13 protein-coding genes are annotated in these 17,066 nt (G+C 73.1%); 9 read left to right on the forward strand and 4 right to left on the reverse strand.

Annotation, left to right across the window (positions count from 1 at the left end; all coding sequences use genetic code 11):
• The first annotated feature begins 80 nt into the window (after positions 1 to 80).
• From ABT137_RS24605 to ABT137_RS24620, 4 genes are all read left to right on the forward strand, one after another.
• Positions 81 to 965, forward strand: a complete 885-nt coding sequence (locus tag ABT137_RS24605; protein ID WP_351712339.1) for a LysR family transcriptional regulator — start codon at positions 81 to 83, stop codon at positions 963 to 965.
• A 91-nt stretch (positions 966 to 1,056) separates the two neighbouring features.
• The gene (locus ABT137_RS24610; protein ID WP_351712341.1) at positions 1,057 to 1,611 is read left to right on the forward strand and encodes a PDZ domain-containing protein; all 555 of its coding nucleotides are present in this window, start codon (positions 1,057 to 1,059) and stop codon (positions 1,609 to 1,611) included.
• Positions 1,612 to 1,820: 209 nt separating this feature from the next.
• Entirely contained in the window at positions 1,821 to 2,948 is a 1,128-nt protein-coding gene (locus ABT137_RS24615; RefSeq protein WP_351712343.1) for an aminopeptidase P family protein, read from the forward strand.
• Between the two features lie 63 nt (positions 2,949 to 3,011).
• Positions 3,012 to 3,959, forward strand: a complete 948-nt coding sequence (locus ABT137_RS24620) for an aminoglycoside phosphotransferase family protein (protein ID WP_351712345.1) — start codon at positions 3,012 to 3,014, stop codon at positions 3,957 to 3,959.
• 48 nt (positions 3,960 to 4,007) lie between these two features.
• Here the strand turns inward: ABT137_RS24620 and treZ are convergent, their stop codons facing one another.
• On the reverse strand, positions 4,008 to 5,753 hold the full coding sequence (treZ, locus tag ABT137_RS24625) for a malto-oligosyltrehalose trehalohydrolase (protein WP_351712347.1): 1,746 nt from the start codon (positions 5,751 to 5,753) through the stop codon (positions 4,008 to 4,010).
• A gap of 176 nt (positions 5,754 to 5,929) precedes the next feature.
• Here treZ and ABT137_RS24630 point away from each other — a divergent pair, with 176 nt between their 5' ends.
• The 3 genes from ABT137_RS24630 (at position 5,930) to ABT137_RS24640 (ending at position 8,403) form a co-directional block, all read left to right on the forward strand.
• Positions 5,930 to 6,481, forward strand: a complete 552-nt coding sequence (locus ABT137_RS24630; protein ID WP_351712349.1) for an FHA domain-containing protein — start codon at positions 5,930 to 5,932, stop codon at positions 6,479 to 6,481.
• 126 nt (positions 6,482 to 6,607) lie between these two features.
• Complete coding sequence (locus ABT137_RS24635) at positions 6,608 to 7,990, forward strand: M14 family zinc carboxypeptidase (RefSeq protein WP_351712351.1); 1,383 nt, start codon at positions 6,608 to 6,610, stop codon at positions 7,988 to 7,990.
• A complete protein-coding gene (locus ABT137_RS24640) occupies positions 7,987 to 8,403 on the forward strand; it encodes an SSI family serine proteinase inhibitor (protein WP_351712353.1) in 417 nt (138 codons plus the stop codon). Before ABT137_RS24635 ends, ABT137_RS24640 begins: the two co-directional genes overlap by 4 nt.
• 50 nt (positions 8,404 to 8,453) lie before the next feature.
• Here the strand turns inward: ABT137_RS24640 and ABT137_RS24645 are convergent, their stop codons facing one another.
• The 3 genes from ABT137_RS24645 to glgX form a co-directional block, all read right to left on the reverse strand.
• On the reverse strand, positions 8,454 to 9,713 hold the full coding sequence (locus ABT137_RS24645; RefSeq protein WP_351712355.1) for a M14 family zinc carboxypeptidase: 1,260 nt from the start codon (positions 9,711 to 9,713) through the stop codon (positions 8,454 to 8,456).
• 313 nt (positions 9,714 to 10,026) lie between these two features.
• Complete coding sequence (treY, locus tag ABT137_RS24650; RefSeq protein WP_351712357.1) at positions 10,027 to 12,378, reverse strand: malto-oligosyltrehalose synthase; 2,352 nt, start codon at positions 12,376 to 12,378, stop codon at positions 10,027 to 10,029.
• A gap of 133 nt (positions 12,379 to 12,511) precedes the next feature.
• Positions 12,512 to 14,620 (reverse strand): glycogen debranching protein GlgX, encoded by a 2,109-nt coding sequence (glgX, locus tag ABT137_RS24655; protein ID WP_351712359.1) that lies wholly within the window; start codon positions 14,618 to 14,620, stop codon positions 12,512 to 12,514.
• A 196-nt stretch (positions 14,621 to 14,816) separates the two neighbouring features.
• Between glgX and ABT137_RS24660 the strand changes: the two genes are divergently transcribed.
• Positions 14,817 to 15,632, forward strand: coding sequence for a Tat pathway signal sequence domain protein (locus ABT137_RS24660; protein WP_351712361.1), 816 nt, complete (start codon positions 14,817 to 14,819; stop codon positions 15,630 to 15,632).
• 64 nt (positions 15,633 to 15,696) lie between these two features.
• The gene (locus ABT137_RS24665) at positions 15,697 to 17,037 is read left to right on the forward strand and encodes a copper amine oxidase (protein ID WP_351712363.1); all 1,341 of its coding nucleotides are present in this window, start codon (positions 15,697 to 15,699) and stop codon (positions 17,035 to 17,037) included.
• Positions 17,038 to 17,066: the final 29 nt, after the last annotated feature.

Raw genomic sequence — 17,066 nt, forward strand, 5'->3', positions numbered from 1 at the left:
TCCTGGGCGCCCACTCCGGTTCGCGTCCAACGATGATTGATGCACTCTCGATAAGCATCGCTGATGCGATCCTGTGCGGCATGGACCCGCACCTCCTGCGCACGTACGTCACCGTGGCCCGCCTCGCCTCCTTCTCGGAGGCCGCGCGCGAGCTGGGCTACACCCAGTCCGCGGTCTCCCAGCACATCGCCGCCCTCGAACAGGACCTCGGCGCCCCCCTGCTCACCCGGCGTCCGGTGACCCCGACGGCGGCCGGTGAAAGGCTCCTGGAACACGCAGCCCCGCTGCTGCTGCGCCTGGACGCGGCCCGCGCCGACGTCGTACGGATGGCCGCCGCGCCTGCGCCCGGCCTGACCCTCGCCGCCACCCCGACCGCACTCGGCCCCGCAGCCCTCGCCGCGCTCCCGGCGTCCGGCGTCACCCTGCGCGTCCTGCCCCGCGACGAGATCCCGGCCGCCGTCGCCACCGGCACCGCCGACCTGGGCCTGCTCGACGGCCTCGCCGCCCCCAGCGACCCCCTGCGGCTGCCCGACGTGGCCCCCCTGACCACGCACGGTGCCGGCGAGGAGCCCGTCGCCGTCCTGCTCCCCGCCGGGCATCCGCTCGCCCGCCGCCCCGGCCTGCGCCTGGCCGACCTCGCCGACGCCCGCTGGCTCGACGCACCCGACGCGGCCCCGCCGCTGAGCCAGTTGCGCACCGCGACCGGCGGCGGCGCCTTCCGCCCGGCCCTGCGCTACGACGGCTCCGACGTCCGCACCCTCACCGCCCTGACCGCCGCCGGCCACGGCCTCACCCTGCTGCCCCTGCGCACGGCCACCGGAGCCCCCGGCACCGTCGCCGTCCCCGTCACCGCACCGCGCCTCGTCCACCGGGTGGAACTGGTGTACGGCGGGACCCCCACGGGAGCGGCGGCGGACCTGGTGGCAAGCCTTCTCGACGGTGCCCATGCCGCAGGTGAGGGCTAAGGCTTCCCGTCGTTGACCCAGGTTCAGTCTCACTCGTTCGTGTCTCGTCGCGCCCGCGTGCGCCGGGTAGAGCTCGGGGTGGAGGCGAACCATGGAACAGACCGCATTGCGTCCCAAACCGATCCCCGGTCAGGAGCGCGGGGACAGTCCCCCGTCCGACCCGGCCCGCCGCCCGCACGCCGCGCGCCGACGCGGCCGCCACATCAGGACCCTGCTGTTCGGATCGTTCGTCGGCACGGTCCTGGTGCTGTCCGGGGTCGGCCTTGGCACGGTGGGCGCCACGGTGATCGGCATGAGCAGACTGGCGGAACTGCGGCAGCAGACCCCGCCGCCGGCACCGAGCCATGCACCCCCGGCCACCCCGGCCCCCTCGCCGACGGCAGCCGCGACCCTGGGCGTGGAGGCCGTGGACGCCGAGAAGGTGGGCGCGCTGGTGACGGGCGTCCATGTGCCGGGCCCGGGCTACTCGGCGGGACTGGTACGCGGCGACGTCCTCCTCCAGTTCGGCGACCGGCGGATCGACAGCGCGGCCGACCTGGTCCGAGCGGTCGCCGACGCCGAGCCGGGCAAGGAGGTCAAGCTCACGGTGCGGCATGCGAGCGGGGGGTATCAGCAGCTGACGGTGGTGCCGGGCGTGGTGACCTGAAAGAAAGCCCAGCGAGAGCGCCCCGACAGGGGCGCGGGGCTGTATACATGTGCGGCTCCGCCGCGTGGGCGCGACCAGCCCCCGAGCACCCGCACCGGCGACACAACCACAACCCACAACGGCGGCTCTGCCCAAACCGGCTCGCGCGGCCACGCAGCACCCGGCAGGATGCTCCAGGAGGCACCCTCACCCGCGCAAGGAGGCCCTGGATGACCGGCACCGCCGCCGCCCCCTTCACCGCCGGCGACTACAAGTCCCGCATGGCACGCGCAGCGCACACCGCGGCGGACGCCGGACTCGCCGGCCTCCTCATCGCCCCCGGCCCCGACATGGTGTGGCTCACCGGCTACACCCCCACCGCGGTCACCGAACGGCTCACCCTCCTCGTCCTGGCCCCCGGCAGGGACCCCGTGCTGATCGTCCCCACCCTCGAAGCCCCCGACGCCGAGAAGGCCGACGGCGCGGCCGTGCTGTCCCTGCGGGACTGGACCGACGGCACGGACCCCTACGCCGTGACCGCCGACCTGCTCGACGGGACCGGCCGGTTCGGTATCAGCGACAACGCCTGGGCCATGCACCTGCTGGGCCTGCAGAAGACACTCCCCGGCACCTCCTACGCCTCCCTCACCGACGCGCTGCCCATGCTCCGCGCCGTGAAGGACGCGGCCGAACTCGAACTCCTCGCCGCCGCCGGAGCGGCTGCCGACGCAACGTTCGAGGAGATCCGCAAGGTTCCCTTCGCCGGCCGCCGCGAGTCCGACGTCGGCCACGACCTCGCCGACCTGCTGCGCCGCTTCGGCCACGACCAGGTCGACTTCACCATCGTCGGCTCAGGACCCAACGGCGCCAACCCGCACCACGAGGTCGGCGACCGTGTCATCCAGGACGGCGACATGGTCGTCCTCGACTTCGGCGGCCTCAAGGACGGCTACGGCTCCGACACCACCCGCACCGTGCACGTGGGCCCGCCCACCGCCGAGGAGCGCGAGGTGCACGACATCGTGCGCGCCGCCCAGGAGGCCGGCTTCCGGGCCGTACGCCCCGGCGTCGCCTGCCAGGAGGTCGACCGGGCCGCCCGCGCGGTCATCACGGACGCCGGGTACGGCGAGTTCTTCATCCACCGCACCGGCCACGGCATCGGCGTCACCACGCACGAGCCGCCGTACATGATCGAGGGCGAGGAGCAGCCGCTCGTGCCCGGGATGTGCTTCTCCGTGGAGCCCGGTATCTACCTGCCCGGCCGTTTCGGCGTGCGCATCGAGGACATCGTCACGGTGACCGCGGAGGGCGGCCGTCGTTTCAACAACACCACCCGCGAGATGGTCGTCGTGGGCTGACCCACCCGGCCCCGGCACCACCCGCCCGCCCCTACCCCATCCCGAACGGCAACGGCGCGATCCATGACCCAGGCTCCGACTCCCACCGCGGACACCGTCCGCCGACTGGTCCGTTCGCTGCTCAAGGAGAGCGCGGACGGCGCCGCGGGCCCCGAGGTGCGGCCCGTCGCGGCGGGCGGTGAACACTCCACCTGGTGGGTCGGCACCCGGCATGTGCTGCGCCTCGCTCCCGACCGGGACGCCTCCGTCCGCCAGCGCCGCGAACTGCGTCTGCGCGACCTGATGCGGCCGTACCTGCCGGTCGCGGTCCCGGCCGGCGTGGCGCACGGCGAGTGGGCGCCGGGGCTGACGTACACGCTGGACACCGTGATCCCCGGGGGCACGGCCGAGGAGCACGACGTCTCCGCGGTCGGCGAGGCGGACCTGGCCGGGCTGCTCACCGGGCTGCGCGAGGTGCCGGTACGGCAGGCCGAGACGCTCGGCGTGCCGCGCACCCCGCCGCGTTCCCTGGAGGCGCTGCGCCGGATGGCCGTGCCCGCCGCCGAACGCCTCGCCGCCGCCGACGAGTTCGACCCCGCCCGTCTGCTCCAGCTCACCCCGCCGAGCGCCGCACAGCTCGCCGCCCAGCCCGGTACCGCCGTGCTGGCCCACCACGACCTCAAGGGCGAGCACCTGGTGGTCAGCGCCGACGGCAGGGTGCGCGGCGTCCTCGACTGGACCGACGCGGCGGTCGGCGACCCCGCCGAGGACATCGCCGGGCTAGCCCTCGCGGTCGGCTCCGGCGCGGCCGTCCGCGCGGCGACCCTCGCCGGCTACGGCGCCCGCCCCTGTCTGCGCGGCCTGTGGCTGGCCCGCTGCGACACCGTCATCCGTCTCACCGACCGCCTCGAAGGCCGCGACGACAGCCCCCTGCCGCTGCTGCGCACCCAACTCCGGCGCGCCTGGGAGGCGATCCTGCTGGAGCGGGTGACGGAACTGCGCGAGGACACCGAGGACGACGAGGAGCTGTAGCGCGACGCCCGGGGCCCGGGGCCGACCCACGCCTCGGTCGGGCTTCGGTCAGGCCTGGGTCAGCACCACGCACGACTCGCCCGGCACCCGAAGCACCCCGTCCGTGTCCGGTGCCGCCACGGTGTCCCACGCGGCCAGGACCTCCACCCGTCCGGTGCCGAGCGGGATCTCGGCCGGCTCCTTGCCCAGGTTCACCGCCACCCGCACGTCCCCGCGCCGGAACGCCAGCCAGCGTGCCGCCTCGTCGTACGCCACCTTGGTGTCGGCGAGATCGGGATCGGTGAGGTCCGGCTGCTCGCGGCGCAGGGCGAGCAGGCGGCGGTACCAGGCCAGCACGCGCGCGTGCGGCTCGCGTTCCGGCTCCGACCAGTCCAGACAGGAGCGGTCCCGCGTCGCCGGGTCCTGCGGGTCGGGCACGTCCTCCTCGGCCCACCCGTGCGCCGCGAACTCCCGCCGCCTGCCACGTCGTACGGCCTCCGTGAGGTCCGGGTCCGTGTGGTCGGTGAAGAACTGCCAGGGGGTGCCGGCCGCCCACTCCTCGCCCATGAACAGCATCGGCGTGAAGGGCGCGGTCAGGCTCAGCGTGGCCGCACAGGCCAGCAGGCCGGGGGAGAGGGTCGCCGAGAGCCGGTCGCCCTGGGCGCGGTTGCCGACCTGGTCGTGGGTCTGGGTGTAGCCGAGCAGCCGGTGCCCGGCCACCTGCGAGCGGTCCAGCGGGCGGCCGTGCCGGCGGCCGCGGAAGCTGGAGTACGTGCCGTCGTGGAAGTAGCCGCCGGTCAGCGTCTTGGCGAGGGCGGCGAACGGGGCGCGGGCGAAGTCGGCGTAGTAGCCCTGGGACTCGCCGGTCAGCGCGGCGTGCAGGGCGTGGTGGAAGTCGTCGTTCCACTGGGCGTCCAGGCCGAACCCGTGCTCCGCGCGCGGGGCGATGACCCGTGGGTCGTTCAGGTCGGACTCGCCGACGAGGAACAGCGGCCGGCCCGACTCGGCCGCCAGAGCGGCCACGGCCGACGACAGTTCCTCCAGGAAGTGGCACGCGCGCGTGTCCCGCAGCGTGTGCACCGCGTCCAGGCGCAGCCCGTCGATCCGGTAGTCCCGCAGCCAGGCCAGCGCGCTGCCCAGCAGATACGCGCGCACCTCGTCCGACCCGGGCGCGTCCAGGTTCACGGCGGATCCCCAGGGCGTCTGGTGCGTCTCCGTGAAGTACGGCCCGAACGCGGGCAGGTAGTTGCCGGACGGGCCGAGGTGGTTGTGCACGACGTCCAGGACGACGCCCAGGCCGAGTTCGTGGGCCCGGTCGACAAAGCGTTGCAGCGCCTCGGGGCCGCCGTACGGCTCGTGCACCGCCCACAGCGAGACGCCCTCGTACCCCCAGCCGTGCCGGCCGGGGAACGGGCACAACGGCATCAACTCCACGTGTGTGACACCCAGTTCCCGCAGGTGGTCGAGGCGGGCGGCGGCCGCGTCCAGGGTGCCCTCGGGGGTGTACGTGCCCACGTGCAGCTCGTAGAGCACCGCGCCGGGCAGCGCGCGCCCGGACCAGGCGGCACGCCACGCGTGGCGCTCGTGGTCGACCACCGCGCTGAGCCCGTCAGGGCCGTCCGGCTGGCGGCGCGAGCGCGGGTCGGGCAGCACCGGGCCGTCGTCCAGGGCGAACCCGTACCGCGTGCCGTCCTCGGCGTCCGCCTCCCCGGTCCACCAGCCGGACCGCTCCGGGTCGCGCTCCAACGCGCGCGTGTCGCCGTCGCAATGGAGCGTCACGCGGTCTGCCTGCGGTGCCCACACCTCGAACTGCACGGACGGTCCCCTTCGTCTGGCTCATCGTGAGGTAGTACGTCCATCGTGCCGTGAAAAGAGATCAATCCGCTTTGAATCCCGGCTTTGCGGAACGGGTGTCGCCGTACGTACGCGCGCGTGACGGCCGTTTCCCCGTTTTCTGGACACCCGGGGTTCACTGACCCAGAATCGGCAGCGTGACGTCGTCCTTCGAGTTCCACACCTACCCCGCGCGGCTGTCCGACGCGGAGCGCGACAAGGCGCTGAGCGTGCTGCGTGACGGCGTCGCCATGGGACGGCTGTCGCACGACACGTTCGTGCGCCGCATGGAACTGGCGCTCGCCGCCCGCCGCGCCGACGAACTCGCCGCGCTCACCGCCGACCTGCCCCAGGAGAGCCGCTTCGCGCGCGTGCTCTTCGGCACCGTCGAGGCCGTCTCCGGCTTCACCGTACGGCTGCGCCGGGCCTGGCAGGCCGAGCGGCTGCCCAAGCTGCTGCTGCCGCATCCGGGCAACGGCCATCCGCTGCGCATCGGCCGCGACCCCGCCAACGGGCTGCGGCTCAACCACGAGACGGTCTCCCGGGTGCACGCCGAACTCCGCCGCCAGGGCGGCCTGTGGGTCCTGCGGGACCTCGGCTCCACCAACGGCACGACCGTGAACGGCCGCCGGGTGACCGGCGCCGCCGTCGTCCGCGAGGGCGACCAGGTCGGGTTCGGCCGGATGGCCTTCCGGCTCTCGAGCGACTGACCCCCCGGCTGGTCCGCCGCCACCTGCACGTGTCCTGTGCGATGGCTGAAAAGTGTTTGTCCGCCGCGGTGTTGACGTACCCCGCAAGTCGTGACTGACTGTGCGTACACCATGCACACCATGTGAATGGACGGCGCCGCTCTGTGGAGGTGTGACCTGCCGCCCCTCCTCCGCTACCCGTCCGTCGACGAGCTCGCCTCGCGGGCGGCCGCGCTGGTCGCCGACCGCCCCCGGGACGCCCGGCTGCGCAGGGCCGGGACCTCCCGCGCGGGCACCCCGATGTGGCTGCTTTCCATCGGTCACGGCACCCGGCACGCCCTCGTCGTCGCAGGCCCGCACGCCAACGAACCCGTCGGCGGTGCCACCGTGCTGCGTCTCGCCGACCGGCTCCTCGCCGACCCGAGGCTCACCGAGGACGCCGACGTCACCTGGAACCTGCTGCTGTGCCTGGACCCCGACGGCTCACGGCGCAACGAGGGCTGGCTGGCCGGGCCGTACACCCTGGGCCACTACTTCCGGAACTTCTTCCGGCCCGGCTTTCTGGAGCAGCCCGAGTGGCTGCCCGACGGGGCGGACGCCGCCGCGCTGCCCGAGACCCGGGCACTGCTCGACCTCCAGGACGAGCTGCGGCCCTTCCTCCAGTGCTCGCTGCACGGCGTCGACGTCGGCGGCGGCTTCGTCGAGCTGACCCGCGAGCTGCCGGGCCTCGACCGGCGCCTCGCGCACACCGCGACCCGGCTCGGCATCCCCCGCGAACTCGGCGCCTACGACACCCTCTACTGGCCCACCCTGGGCCCGGCCGTCTACCGCGTCCCGCCGCCCCGCCGGGGCGACCTGGCCGCCGCCATCACCGAGGCCGCCGTCGAGTCCACCTGGTTCCACCCGTACCGGCACGGCACCGTCACCGCCATCGTCGAGGCGCCCATGTGGGGCGTGGCCGCCGTCCAGGACGGCACACCGCCCGCCGACCGGGACGCGGCGCTGCGCTCCGTCAGCCGGACCCTGCGGCGCGACACGGAGCTCCTGGACGGCGTCCTGGCCCGGGTGCGGCCACAGCTGTCCGCGGCGCCGGACGCGGCCCGGCTGCTCGCGCCCGTCGACGACTACCTGCTGGTCTGCCCCGGCCTCGCCGACGCCTGGGACCCCGACACGGACGCCGGCAGCGCCCGCCCGCTGCCCCCGCTCCGCTCCGCCCACCTGGCCGCCCTGCGGATCGCCGGGCGCCGGCTGGCCCTGCGCACCGCCGGGATGCTGCACCAGCTCCTGCGCAGCACCGGCCACGACCCCGCCGCCGCCCTGCCCGACCTGGACCGGCTGATCGACACCTGGTGCGCGGACTACCACGACGCCCTCGGCGCGCGCTGGATCCCGGTCGCACGCCAGGCCGAGTACCAGACACGGATCGTCCTGAGCGCCTTCGAACTGGCACACCGGCACGCGCGCGTGCGTGCCCGATCGGGTGAGTCGGGCTGGGGGACCGAGCCCGCCGTGCCGATGCACGGGGAATGACACATCTCAGCAAAGCGACAGTTGCCGGCGGTGCCCTGCTGGCCGCGGCCGCCCTTCTCGCCGCCGGCCCCGCCCAGGCCGTGCCGGGCGGGACGCGCGGCGCCGACTACCTGTACCTGACCGTCACCAAGGGCGAGAGCCAGTCCGGTGACGCGCGCGGCGCCATCCTGCTGTGCGACCCTCCCGAGGGGTACTCCCGCGCGGCCGAGGCCTGTGCCGAGCTCGCCGCGGCGGGCGGTGACATCGCCCGCATCACCCCGGCCAAGGACGCGATGTGCCCGATGGTCTACGCCCCGGTGACCGTCCAGGCGCGCGGGCAGTGGAACGGCCGGCCGATCGAGTACCGCGAGACGTTCTCGAACTCCTGCCAGATGGCGGCCCGGACCGGTCCGGTCTTCGCCCTCGACGACTGAGCCCGAGGGCGGCGTGCGGCCCCCCCGCGGCCAGGCCTCGGGGCCGGGCCTCACGCCGCCTGCTCACGTGCGTGCTGCGCGGCCGCCAGCACCGTCCGGGACTGATGCTCCACCTGGCGCTCCAGCGGCACCCAGCGGGCCCCGAAACGCTCGCCGTAGGCCTCGCACCAGGCGGCCACCAGCTCCTCCAGCCGCGGCGCCGCGCGGTCGTCCGCCTCCCGCAGCACCCGCAGCAGCATCGACGCGGCCCGCAACGGCAGCCGCCGCCCGAAGGCGTCCACGCTGCCGACGTACGCCATCGTGGTGTCGACCGGCGGCCGCTGGATCCAGTCCTCGGCCAGCCCGGGGATCAGCCCCAGCGCCCAGCGGGCGGCCCGCAGCAACGGCCCGTCCAGGCCGCCCAGGCCGTCCAGCCGGGGCAGAGCCTCGGCCAGCACCCGCTCCACCTCCCGCGAGTCCCGCAGCAGCCGGTGCGCCAGCCGCCGCATCGCCGCCGCCGGCGCCGGGTGCGGCGCCGGGTCGTCGACCAGGTCGCTCGCCCACATCGGCACCTCGACCACCGCGGTGAGCCCGCCGTACCGGTGCGCGTGGTACCAGGTGCTGTGCCGTGCGTCGTCCGGCATGCTCGGGTACGCCACCCCCGTCTCCGGACCCGGCATCACCCGCACCCCGGGCCCGGAGTGCGGCCAGCCCGCGGCGTCCGAGGCGCCCGTCTCCACCGGGATGTGCAGCTCCGCCGCGGACTTGGCGAACGGTTCGGCGAGCCCCGGCACGTCCCTCGTCAACTGCACCCAGCTGCCGCCCAGATCGGTGCCGTGCAGGGTCACCTGGAGGTAGGGGCGCAGTTCGTCGATCACCCCGAGCAGGGCCCGGGTCTCGGGCGGCAGACGGTCCGGCGGCAGCACCGACGGCGACCACTCCGGCTGCTCCGGGCCCGCCGGCCGGTAGAAGCCGAGGTGGTAGTCGAACAGGCTGCGCGGGGCCGGGGTGACATGCAGGCTCGCCCCGTCCGGGTCCGCGCAGAGCAGGAAGTGCCAGGAGTTCTCCGCCCGCAGCTCCCGCTCGTTCAGCACCCGTTCGGCCAGTACCTGGAGGGTGCCGCCCCCGGTCGGCTCGTTGGCATGGGCACCCGCCACCACCAGGACCGCCCGCCGGGCGTGTCCGACGGACAGCAGGTGCAGCGGTCTGCCCGCGCGGGAGACTCCGATCTGCCGCAACGTGCACAGGCCGGGCCGGTGAGCGGCCAGCGCCCGGGCGGTAGCGACGAGTTCGGGAACACTGGGGTAACGCAGCTCCGGCAGGAGACTCACCCCCGACTTGTCCGCCCGGCTTCGCATTCCCCAGTCCCGCACGGCATAGGTGAACTGTCAAGAACCTCCCGGGGGAGGCTCCAGGGGGCGCCCAGAGGCATCTGTCGGCGGCCGGTGGGGCTGGTTGGCGCCAACAGGGGTGCGAAGCCACTACGGGGCGCGGAACGGCTCCGCGCGCCGATAACCGACGCGGTCGGCGCCCGGCAAGTTTCAGCAAACCGACGTATCAGCCACATATTCACTCGTACGAGTGAATTCTGACGCCAGTTCCCGTTGGTTCCTGTTGGTTCGTGTCGGTTCCCGTCAGTCCCCGTCAGCCTTCGTCTGCCACCCGTTCCAGCAGCACCACCGGCAGCCCCTCGAACAGCTCGCCCACGCGCGCGTGCCCCGTGAACTCCCGCCCCGGCACCAGTACGTCGGCCCACCGCCCCGGCGGCAGCGGCAGGACCGTGTCCCGCCAGCCGCCGGCTGCGGCCAGCCGCAGCGACAGCCGGGTCACCGCGGTGACCACCTCCCCGGAGCGCTCGAACGCCAGACAGTGCGCCGCGGCCGGCCCCTCCGCGGTCAGCGGCGCGTACGTCGCCGTGTCGCCGAAGACGTCCGGGCGCCGCGCCCGCAGCCGCAGCGCCGCCGCGGTCACCGCGTCCTTCTCGCCCGGGTGCTCCGGCGGGAAGGCGACCGGCCGCCGGTTGTCCGGGTCCACCAGCGCCCGGTACTCGCCCTCCGTGCCCTGGTAGACGTCCGGCACCCCCGGCATCGTCAGCTGGACCAGGGCCGTGCCCAGCACGTTCGCCCGCACGTGCGGCGCCAGCGAGGCCCGGAAGGCCGCCACGCGCTCTCCCGGTGCCCCGCACGGCCCCGCCGCGACGAACGAGACCACCGCCTCCTCGTACGGAGGCTCCTGCTCCGTCCAGCTCGTGTACAGGCCCGCCTCCCGCACGTGCTTCACCAGCGCCCCCCGCACCCGCTCCGGATCCGCCGGGCCGAGTCCGAACACCGTCTGCCAGGCCGCCCAGGCCAGCTGCGCGTCAGGCCCCCCCTCCCCGTCCCGGGTCACCTCGGCCAGCACGTCCGCCCAGCGCTCCGGACACTCCGTCAGCACCGCCAGCGCGGCCCGCACGTCGGCGCTGCGCTTGGTGTCGTGCGTCGTCACCACCGTCCCGGTGAGCGGCCAGTCGCGCTGCACGCGCGCGCAGTACGCGTGGAAGACGTCGGGCGAGACACCCGGGCTGCCCGGGTCCCCGCCCACCTCGGTCGCCGACAGCAGCGGCACATAGCGGTAGAACGCCGTGTCCTCCACGGATTTGGCCCGCAGCGCCGACGCGGTCTGCGCGAACCGCGTCCGGAACTCCGCGAGCCCCGGCCCGTCCCCGGCCAGGAGCAGCCCGCGCACCACGTCCACCGCCCCGCCCTCCGCGGGCACCACGAAGGCCCGCCGGGCCTCCTCGGCGGCCTCCGCGGTGACCACGGCGGCCACGTCACCGGAGGCGTACGGCCGGTACACCCGCATCCGCACCAGCAGCTCCTGCAGCGCGGTGCGCAGCGCCCAGGGCGCCCGGTCGCGCAGCGCGGGATCCGGCGACGTCGCGCACACGCGCGTGGCCGCCCGCGTCAGCCGGTCCGTCTCGGCGGCCAGCTCGTGCGTGATCACCTTGTACGCCGCCCGCCGCACCGTGGCCGCCCAGTCGCCGCCCCGGTCCGTCTGCGGAGCCGCGAACCTCCGGTACCGGCCGAGCAGTTCACCGGCGCCCGCGGGGTCCGTGAACAGGCCGTCCACGTGCCGCAGGGCGTCGTACCCGGTGGTCCCCGCGACCGCCCAGCCGGCCGGCAGGTGCTCGCCGTCGGCCAGGATCTTCTCCACGACCGTCCAGCGCCCGCCGGTCGCCTCGTGCAGCCGCGCGAGGTAGCCGTCGGGGTCGGCGAGGCCGTCGGGATGGTCGACGCGCAGCCCGTCCACCACGCCCTCGTGCAGCAGCTGGAAGATCTTGGCATGGGTGGCCTCGAACACCTCCGGGTCCTCCACCCGCACCCCGATCAGCTCCGAGATGCTGAAGAACCGCCGGTAGTTCAGCTCGGTGCGGGCCAGCCGCCACCACACCGGGCGGTACCACTGGGCGTCCAGCAGCTCCGGCAGCGGCAGGTCCGCGGTGCCGTCGCGGAGCGGGAAGGCGTGCTCGTGATAGCGGAGCACGTCACCGTCGACCGTCAGCTGCCCGAGCACCTCGCCGACCGGCCCGCCCAGCACCGGCACCAGCAGCTGCCCGCCCTGCGCCTCCCAGTCGACGTCGAACCAGCGCGCGTACGGCGACTTCGGGCCCTCCCGGAGCACCTCCCACAGGGCGTGGTTGTGGCGGGGGGACATCGCCATGTGGTTCGGCACGATGTCCACGACGAGGCCGAGACCGTGGTCCCGTGCGGTGCGCGACAGCGCCCGCAGTCCCTCCTCGCCGCCGAGTTCCTCGCGCACGCGCGCGTGGTCGACGACGTCGTAGCCGTGGGTGGAGCCCGGGACGGCCTCCAGGACGGGGGAGAGGTGGAGGTGGGAGACGCCGAGCGCGGCGAGATACGGTACGGCGGCTTCGGCGGCCGAGAAGGGGAAGCTGGGCTGGAGCTGCAGTCGGTAGGTGGCCGTCGGGACGGTGGGGGCAATTCGCTCGGCTGTCATGCGGACGTATGTACCCGTCTGGTTGGGTTCTGTGTCACCGCGTGCGGTACCGCGCCCCAAAGGGGCGCGGGGAACTGCGCGACCAGCCCCCACCGGCCCGCACTTGTGCAACTGCCCGTCGGAGCGCGCATCCCTACGCCGGCCTCTTCAGCACAGTCAGACTCCGGCCCAGCAGCGTCAGACGTTCGCCGCCGTCCACCTTCGGCCCGGCCGGCACCGGCTCCGCCCGCGCCGTGTCGACCACCACCTCCCACTGCCGACCGTGATTCACCGGCACCACGAAGTCCAGCGGGCCCGGCGACGCGTTGAACATCAGCAGGAACGAGTCGTCGGCGATCCGCTGCCCCCGCGTGCCCGGTTCCGAGATCGCGTTGCCGTTCAGGAACACCGTGAGGGCCGACGCCTGGGCCGAGTCCCAGTCGCGCTGGGCCATCTCATGGCCCTCGGGGGTGAACCAGGCGATGTCGGAGAGCTCGTCGTGGGTGCCCTCCACCGGGCGGCCGTGGAAGAAGCGGCGGCGCCGGAAGACCGGGTGCTCCTTGCGCAGCCGCGCCATCGCGCGCGTGAAGGCCAGCAGTTCGCTGTCGTCCTCGGGACCCGGCCAGTCCACCCAGGACACCTCGTTGTCCTGGCAGTACGCGTTGTTGTTGCCCTGCTGGGTGCGCGCGAACTCGTCGCCGTGGCCGATCATCGGCACACCCTGGGACAGCATCAGCGTGGCGATGAAGTTCCGCATCTGCCGCTCGCGCAGTTCGAGGACGGCGGGGTCGTCGGTGTGGCCCTCGACCCCGCAGTTCCAGGACCGGTTGTAGCTCTCGCCGTCCCGGTTGTCCTCGCCGTTGGCCTGGTTGTGCTTGTCGTTGTACGACACCAGGTCGTGCAGGGTGAAGCCGTCGTGGCAGGTGACGAAGTTGATGGAGGCCAGCGGGCGGCGGCCGTCGTCCTGGTAGAGGTCGGAGGAGCCGGTCAGCCGGGACGCGAACTCCGCCAGCGCGCGGGGCTCGCCGCGCCACAGGTCGCGCACGGTGTCCCGGTACTTGCCGTTCCACTCGGTCCACAGCGGCGGGAAGTTGCCCACCTGGTAGCCGCCCTCGCCGACGTCCCAGGGCTCGGCGATCAGCTTCACCTGGGAGACGACCGGGTCCTGCTGCACCAGGTCGAAGAACGACGAAAGGCGGTCCACCTCATGAAACTGCCTCGCCAGGGTCGCCGCGAGGTCGAAGCGGAAGCCGTCGACATGCATCTCGGTGACCCAGTACCGCAGCGAGTCCATGATCATCTGGAGCACGTGCGGGGACCGCATCAGCAGCGAGTTGCCGGTGCCGGTGGTGTCCATGTAATAACGCGGGTCGTCGGTCAGCCGGTAGTACGACGGGTTGTCCAGGCCGCGGAAGGACAGCGTCGGGCCCAGGTGGTTGCCCTCGGCGGTGTGGTTGTAGACCACGTCGAGGATCACCTCGATGCCGGCCTCGTGCAGCGCCCGGACCGCCGACTTGAACTCCAGGACCTGCTGGCCGCGGTCGCCCCAGGAGGCGTACGCGTTGTGCGGGGCGAAGAAGCCGATGGTGTTGTAGCCCCAGTAGTTGTTCAGGTCCATGTCGACCAGCCGGTGGTCGTTCACGGACTGGTGGACCGGCATCAGCTCCAGGGCCGTGACGCCCAGCGCCGTCAGGTGCTCGATGACGGCCGGGTGGGCCAGGCCCGCGTAGGTGCCGCGCAGCTCCTCCGGCAGGCCCGGGTGGCGCATGGTCAGGCCCTTCACGTGGGCCTCGTAGATCACGGTGTGGTGGTACTCGGTGCGCGGCCGCCGGTCGTCGCCCCAGTCGAAGTACGGGTTGATCACCACCGACGTCATGGTGTGCGGCGCCGAGTCCAGGTCGTTGCGCTTGTCGGGGTCGCCGAAGTGGTAGCCGTACACCTCCTCGCCCCAGCGCACCGATCCGCCGATCGCCTTCGCGTACGGGTCGAGCAGCAGCTTCGCCGAGTTGCAGCGCTGCCCGCGCCCGGGGTCGTACGGGCCGTGCACCCGGAAGCCGTACCGCTGCCCGGGCATCACGCCCGGCAGGTACGCGTGCCGTACGAAGGCGTCGCTCTCCCGCAGCTCCACCGCCGTCTCGGAGCCGTCGTCGTGCAGCAGACACAGCTCCACTCGGTCCGCGGCCTCCGTGAAGACCGCGAAGTTGGTCCCGGCGCCGTCGTACGTGGCGCCGAGCGGATATGCCTCTCCAGGCCAGACCTGCATGAAGTCGACTCTTCCAGGTGTGTCCTGCGCCCGGGGGCGCCTTGGTCATGAGTCTGCCCGAAAGTAATGGAACCCCATCTGACTTGCACCCCTCTTACCCGGCGACCAGTGCACCCAGCGACCCGTGTGGCGTTGTGTGCCGAACCAGTGGGGCAATCACGTACTCCCTGTGACCAAGGGGGAGTAGGGGGAAGATGTGCGCAAGATAGTGCACCGCCATCTGGGCAAGGTGGTGGCCGGTGCGGGATTGGCGGTGGCGGGGACCGCCGTGATGGTCGGGATCACCCTGCCGGGCACGGCAGGGGCGAACGAGTCGGGAGGGAGCGACGGGAACGGCGCGGTCGCCGCGCAGCAGGCGGGCCAGGGACAGGACGCCGTCAAGCCGGGCGTGGTGGAACAGGCACCGGCCGAGGGGAAGAAGGGCACGGGCAGCGACCCGCTGACCGACGACGAGACCAAGCGCGTCGAACAACTCGCTCTGACCAAGCAGATGTTCAGCGCCGGGGAGAACGTCGAGGGCCGGCGCGGCCCGGAGCGGCTCAGCGTCGATCTCGCCGAGCCGGACGCGAACGAACTGGACAGCTCGAACGCGCCGCGCCGCGCGGACGTGACGTTCTACGACTACCGGGACGACACCCTCGTCACCCGGACCGTCAACCTCGACACCGGCAAGGTCGAGCACACCACCAGCAGCCAGGGCGTCCAGCCGCCGCTCAGCCACGACGAGAACGTCGAGGCCCTCGGACTGCTCGTCGCCGATCCGCTCGGCGCCGGTCTGAAGGCGGACTTCAAGGACGCCACCGGTACCGCGCTGACCGACCCGGAACAGCAGCTGCTGCTCAACAGCGCGGTCTACCGCGCCACTCCGGGCGCCCAGCCGGCCGCGCTCGACGCGTGCGGCGAACACCGCTGTGTGCGGCTCTTCCCGAAGGTCAAGAACGGGCCGTGGATCGACGCCAGGTCGCTCATCGTCGACCTGAGCGCGCGCAAGGTCGTGAAGCTCGGCAGCTGAGCCGGCTCCTCCGTTCGCCTTTCACCTTCCACCCTGCATCTCCCGTACCAGGAGTCACTTCGTCATGCACGTGAACCTGCGCGCGAGCACGCGCGCGCCCAGAATCCGCCATGCCCGCAGGACGGCCGCCGTGGGCCTGTCCGCGGTCGCGCTGGCCGCCGGCGCCACCACCGCGGCCGGACCCGCCGTCGCCCAGCCGAAGCGGGCCGCCGCGGCCGCCGCCGACTGCTCCGCGGCCTACCGCATCGAGCAGAAGCTCTCCACCGGCACCACCTGGCGGATGTGCTGGCGCTACGACAGCAAGGCCGGACTGGTCCTGGAGCACATCTCCTACCAGCCCAAGGGCGAGGCCGCCCCCATCAAGGTGCTCTCCAGCGCCCGCCTCGCCCAGATCGACGTCCCCTACGACGACGGCAGCGTCGAGTACGACGACCTGACCGGCTTCGGCTTCGCCCAGGGCCTGGTGCCGCTCGACTCGGCCGAGTGCCCCGGCGGCACCATCAAGACCGTCAAGGTCCCCGACGCCTGGGACCCCGCCCACCCCGACGTCAACGGCCTGTGCACCACGACCCGTTCGCGCGGCCACGCGTACCGGATGCAGGCCGACACCGGCAACCGGGTGTACCAGCAGCAGGGCAAGGACCTGCTGATCTACACCGTCAACAAGGTCGGCTGGTACGAGTACATGACCGAGTGGCGGTTCCAGGACGACGGCACGATCAACATGAACGTCGGCGCCACCGGCAGCCTCTCGCCGGGCGACTACGACGCCGGGGACGGCCGCGGCTGGCCGATCGGCAAGGGCGCCCACGCCTACGCCACCAGCCACAGCCACAACGTGTTCTGGAAGCTGGACTTCGACCTCGACGGCTCCGCCAAGAGCCGCATCGAACAGTACGACTCGGCGGTCAGCGCACCCGTGCACGGCCAGGAGGCGCCCACCAACAAGACCACCCGCACCGACGTCACCAAGGAACTCGCCGGTGACGCCAAGAACATGCGCTGGTGGCGGGTGGTCAGCACCGCCGGCAAGAACAAGGACGGGCACGCGCGGTCGTACGAGATCGTCCAGGGCGCCAGCAACAAGTACCCGGGCCACCCGTTCACTTCGCACGACGTCTACTTCACCCAGTACGACAAGTGCGAGCAGTTCGCCAGCAACAACCCGGGCTGCCCGAGCGGTCACCCCAAGACCGTGGACAAGTTCGTGAACGGGCAGACCCTCACCAACCCCGTGGTCTGGGTGAACGTCGGTTTCCACCACATCGCGCGCGACGAGGACCAGCAGCCGATGCCGGTCCACTGGCAGGGCTTCTCCATCGCCCCGCGTGACGTCACCGCTATGAATCCGCTCACTCCGGCCGCCCTCGCTGATCAGAACGGACAGCCCGGAAACGGTAGTTGAGAAACGACCTGTCCATCCGGCTGCACCGC

The organism is Streptomyces sp. NPDC001980 (assembly GCF_040296885.1).
GTDB lineage: Bacteria > Actinomycetota > Actinomycetes > Streptomycetales > Streptomycetaceae > Streptomyces.

Bases quoted from the DNA above. Each gene is read 5' to 3' on its own strand.
- ABT137_RS24605 (WP_351712339.1), top strand. From the start codon at position 81: ATGGACCCGCACCTCCTGCGCACGTACGTCACCGTGGCCCGCCTCGCC.
- ABT137_RS24610 (WP_351712341.1), top strand. From the start codon at position 1,057: ATGGAACAGACCGCATTGCGTCCCAAACCGATCCCCGGTCAGGAGCGC.
- ABT137_RS24615 (WP_351712343.1), top strand. From the start codon at position 1,821: ATGACCGGCACCGCCGCCGCCCCCTTCACCGCCGGCGACTACAAGTCC.
- ABT137_RS24620 (WP_351712345.1), top strand. From the start codon at position 3,012: ATGACCCAGGCTCCGACTCCCACCGCGGACACCGTCCGCCGACTGGTC.
- ABT137_RS24635 (WP_351712351.1), top strand. From the start codon at position 6,608: ATGGACGGCGCCGCTCTGTGGAGGTGTGACCTGCCGCCCCTCCTCCGC.
- ABT137_RS24640 (WP_351712353.1), top strand. From the start codon at position 7,987: ATGACACATCTCAGCAAAGCGACAGTTGCCGGCGGTGCCCTGCTGGCC.
- treY (WP_351712357.1), bottom strand. From the start codon at position 12,378: ATGACAGCCGAGCGAATTGCCCCCACCGTCCCGACGGCCACCTACCGA.
- glgX (WP_351712359.1), bottom strand. From the start codon at position 14,620: ATGCAGGTCTGGCCTGGAGAGGCATATCCGCTCGGCGCCACGTACGAC.
- ABT137_RS24665 (WP_351712363.1), top strand. From the start codon at position 15,697: ATGCACGTGAACCTGCGCGCGAGCACGCGCGCGCCCAGAATCCGCCAT.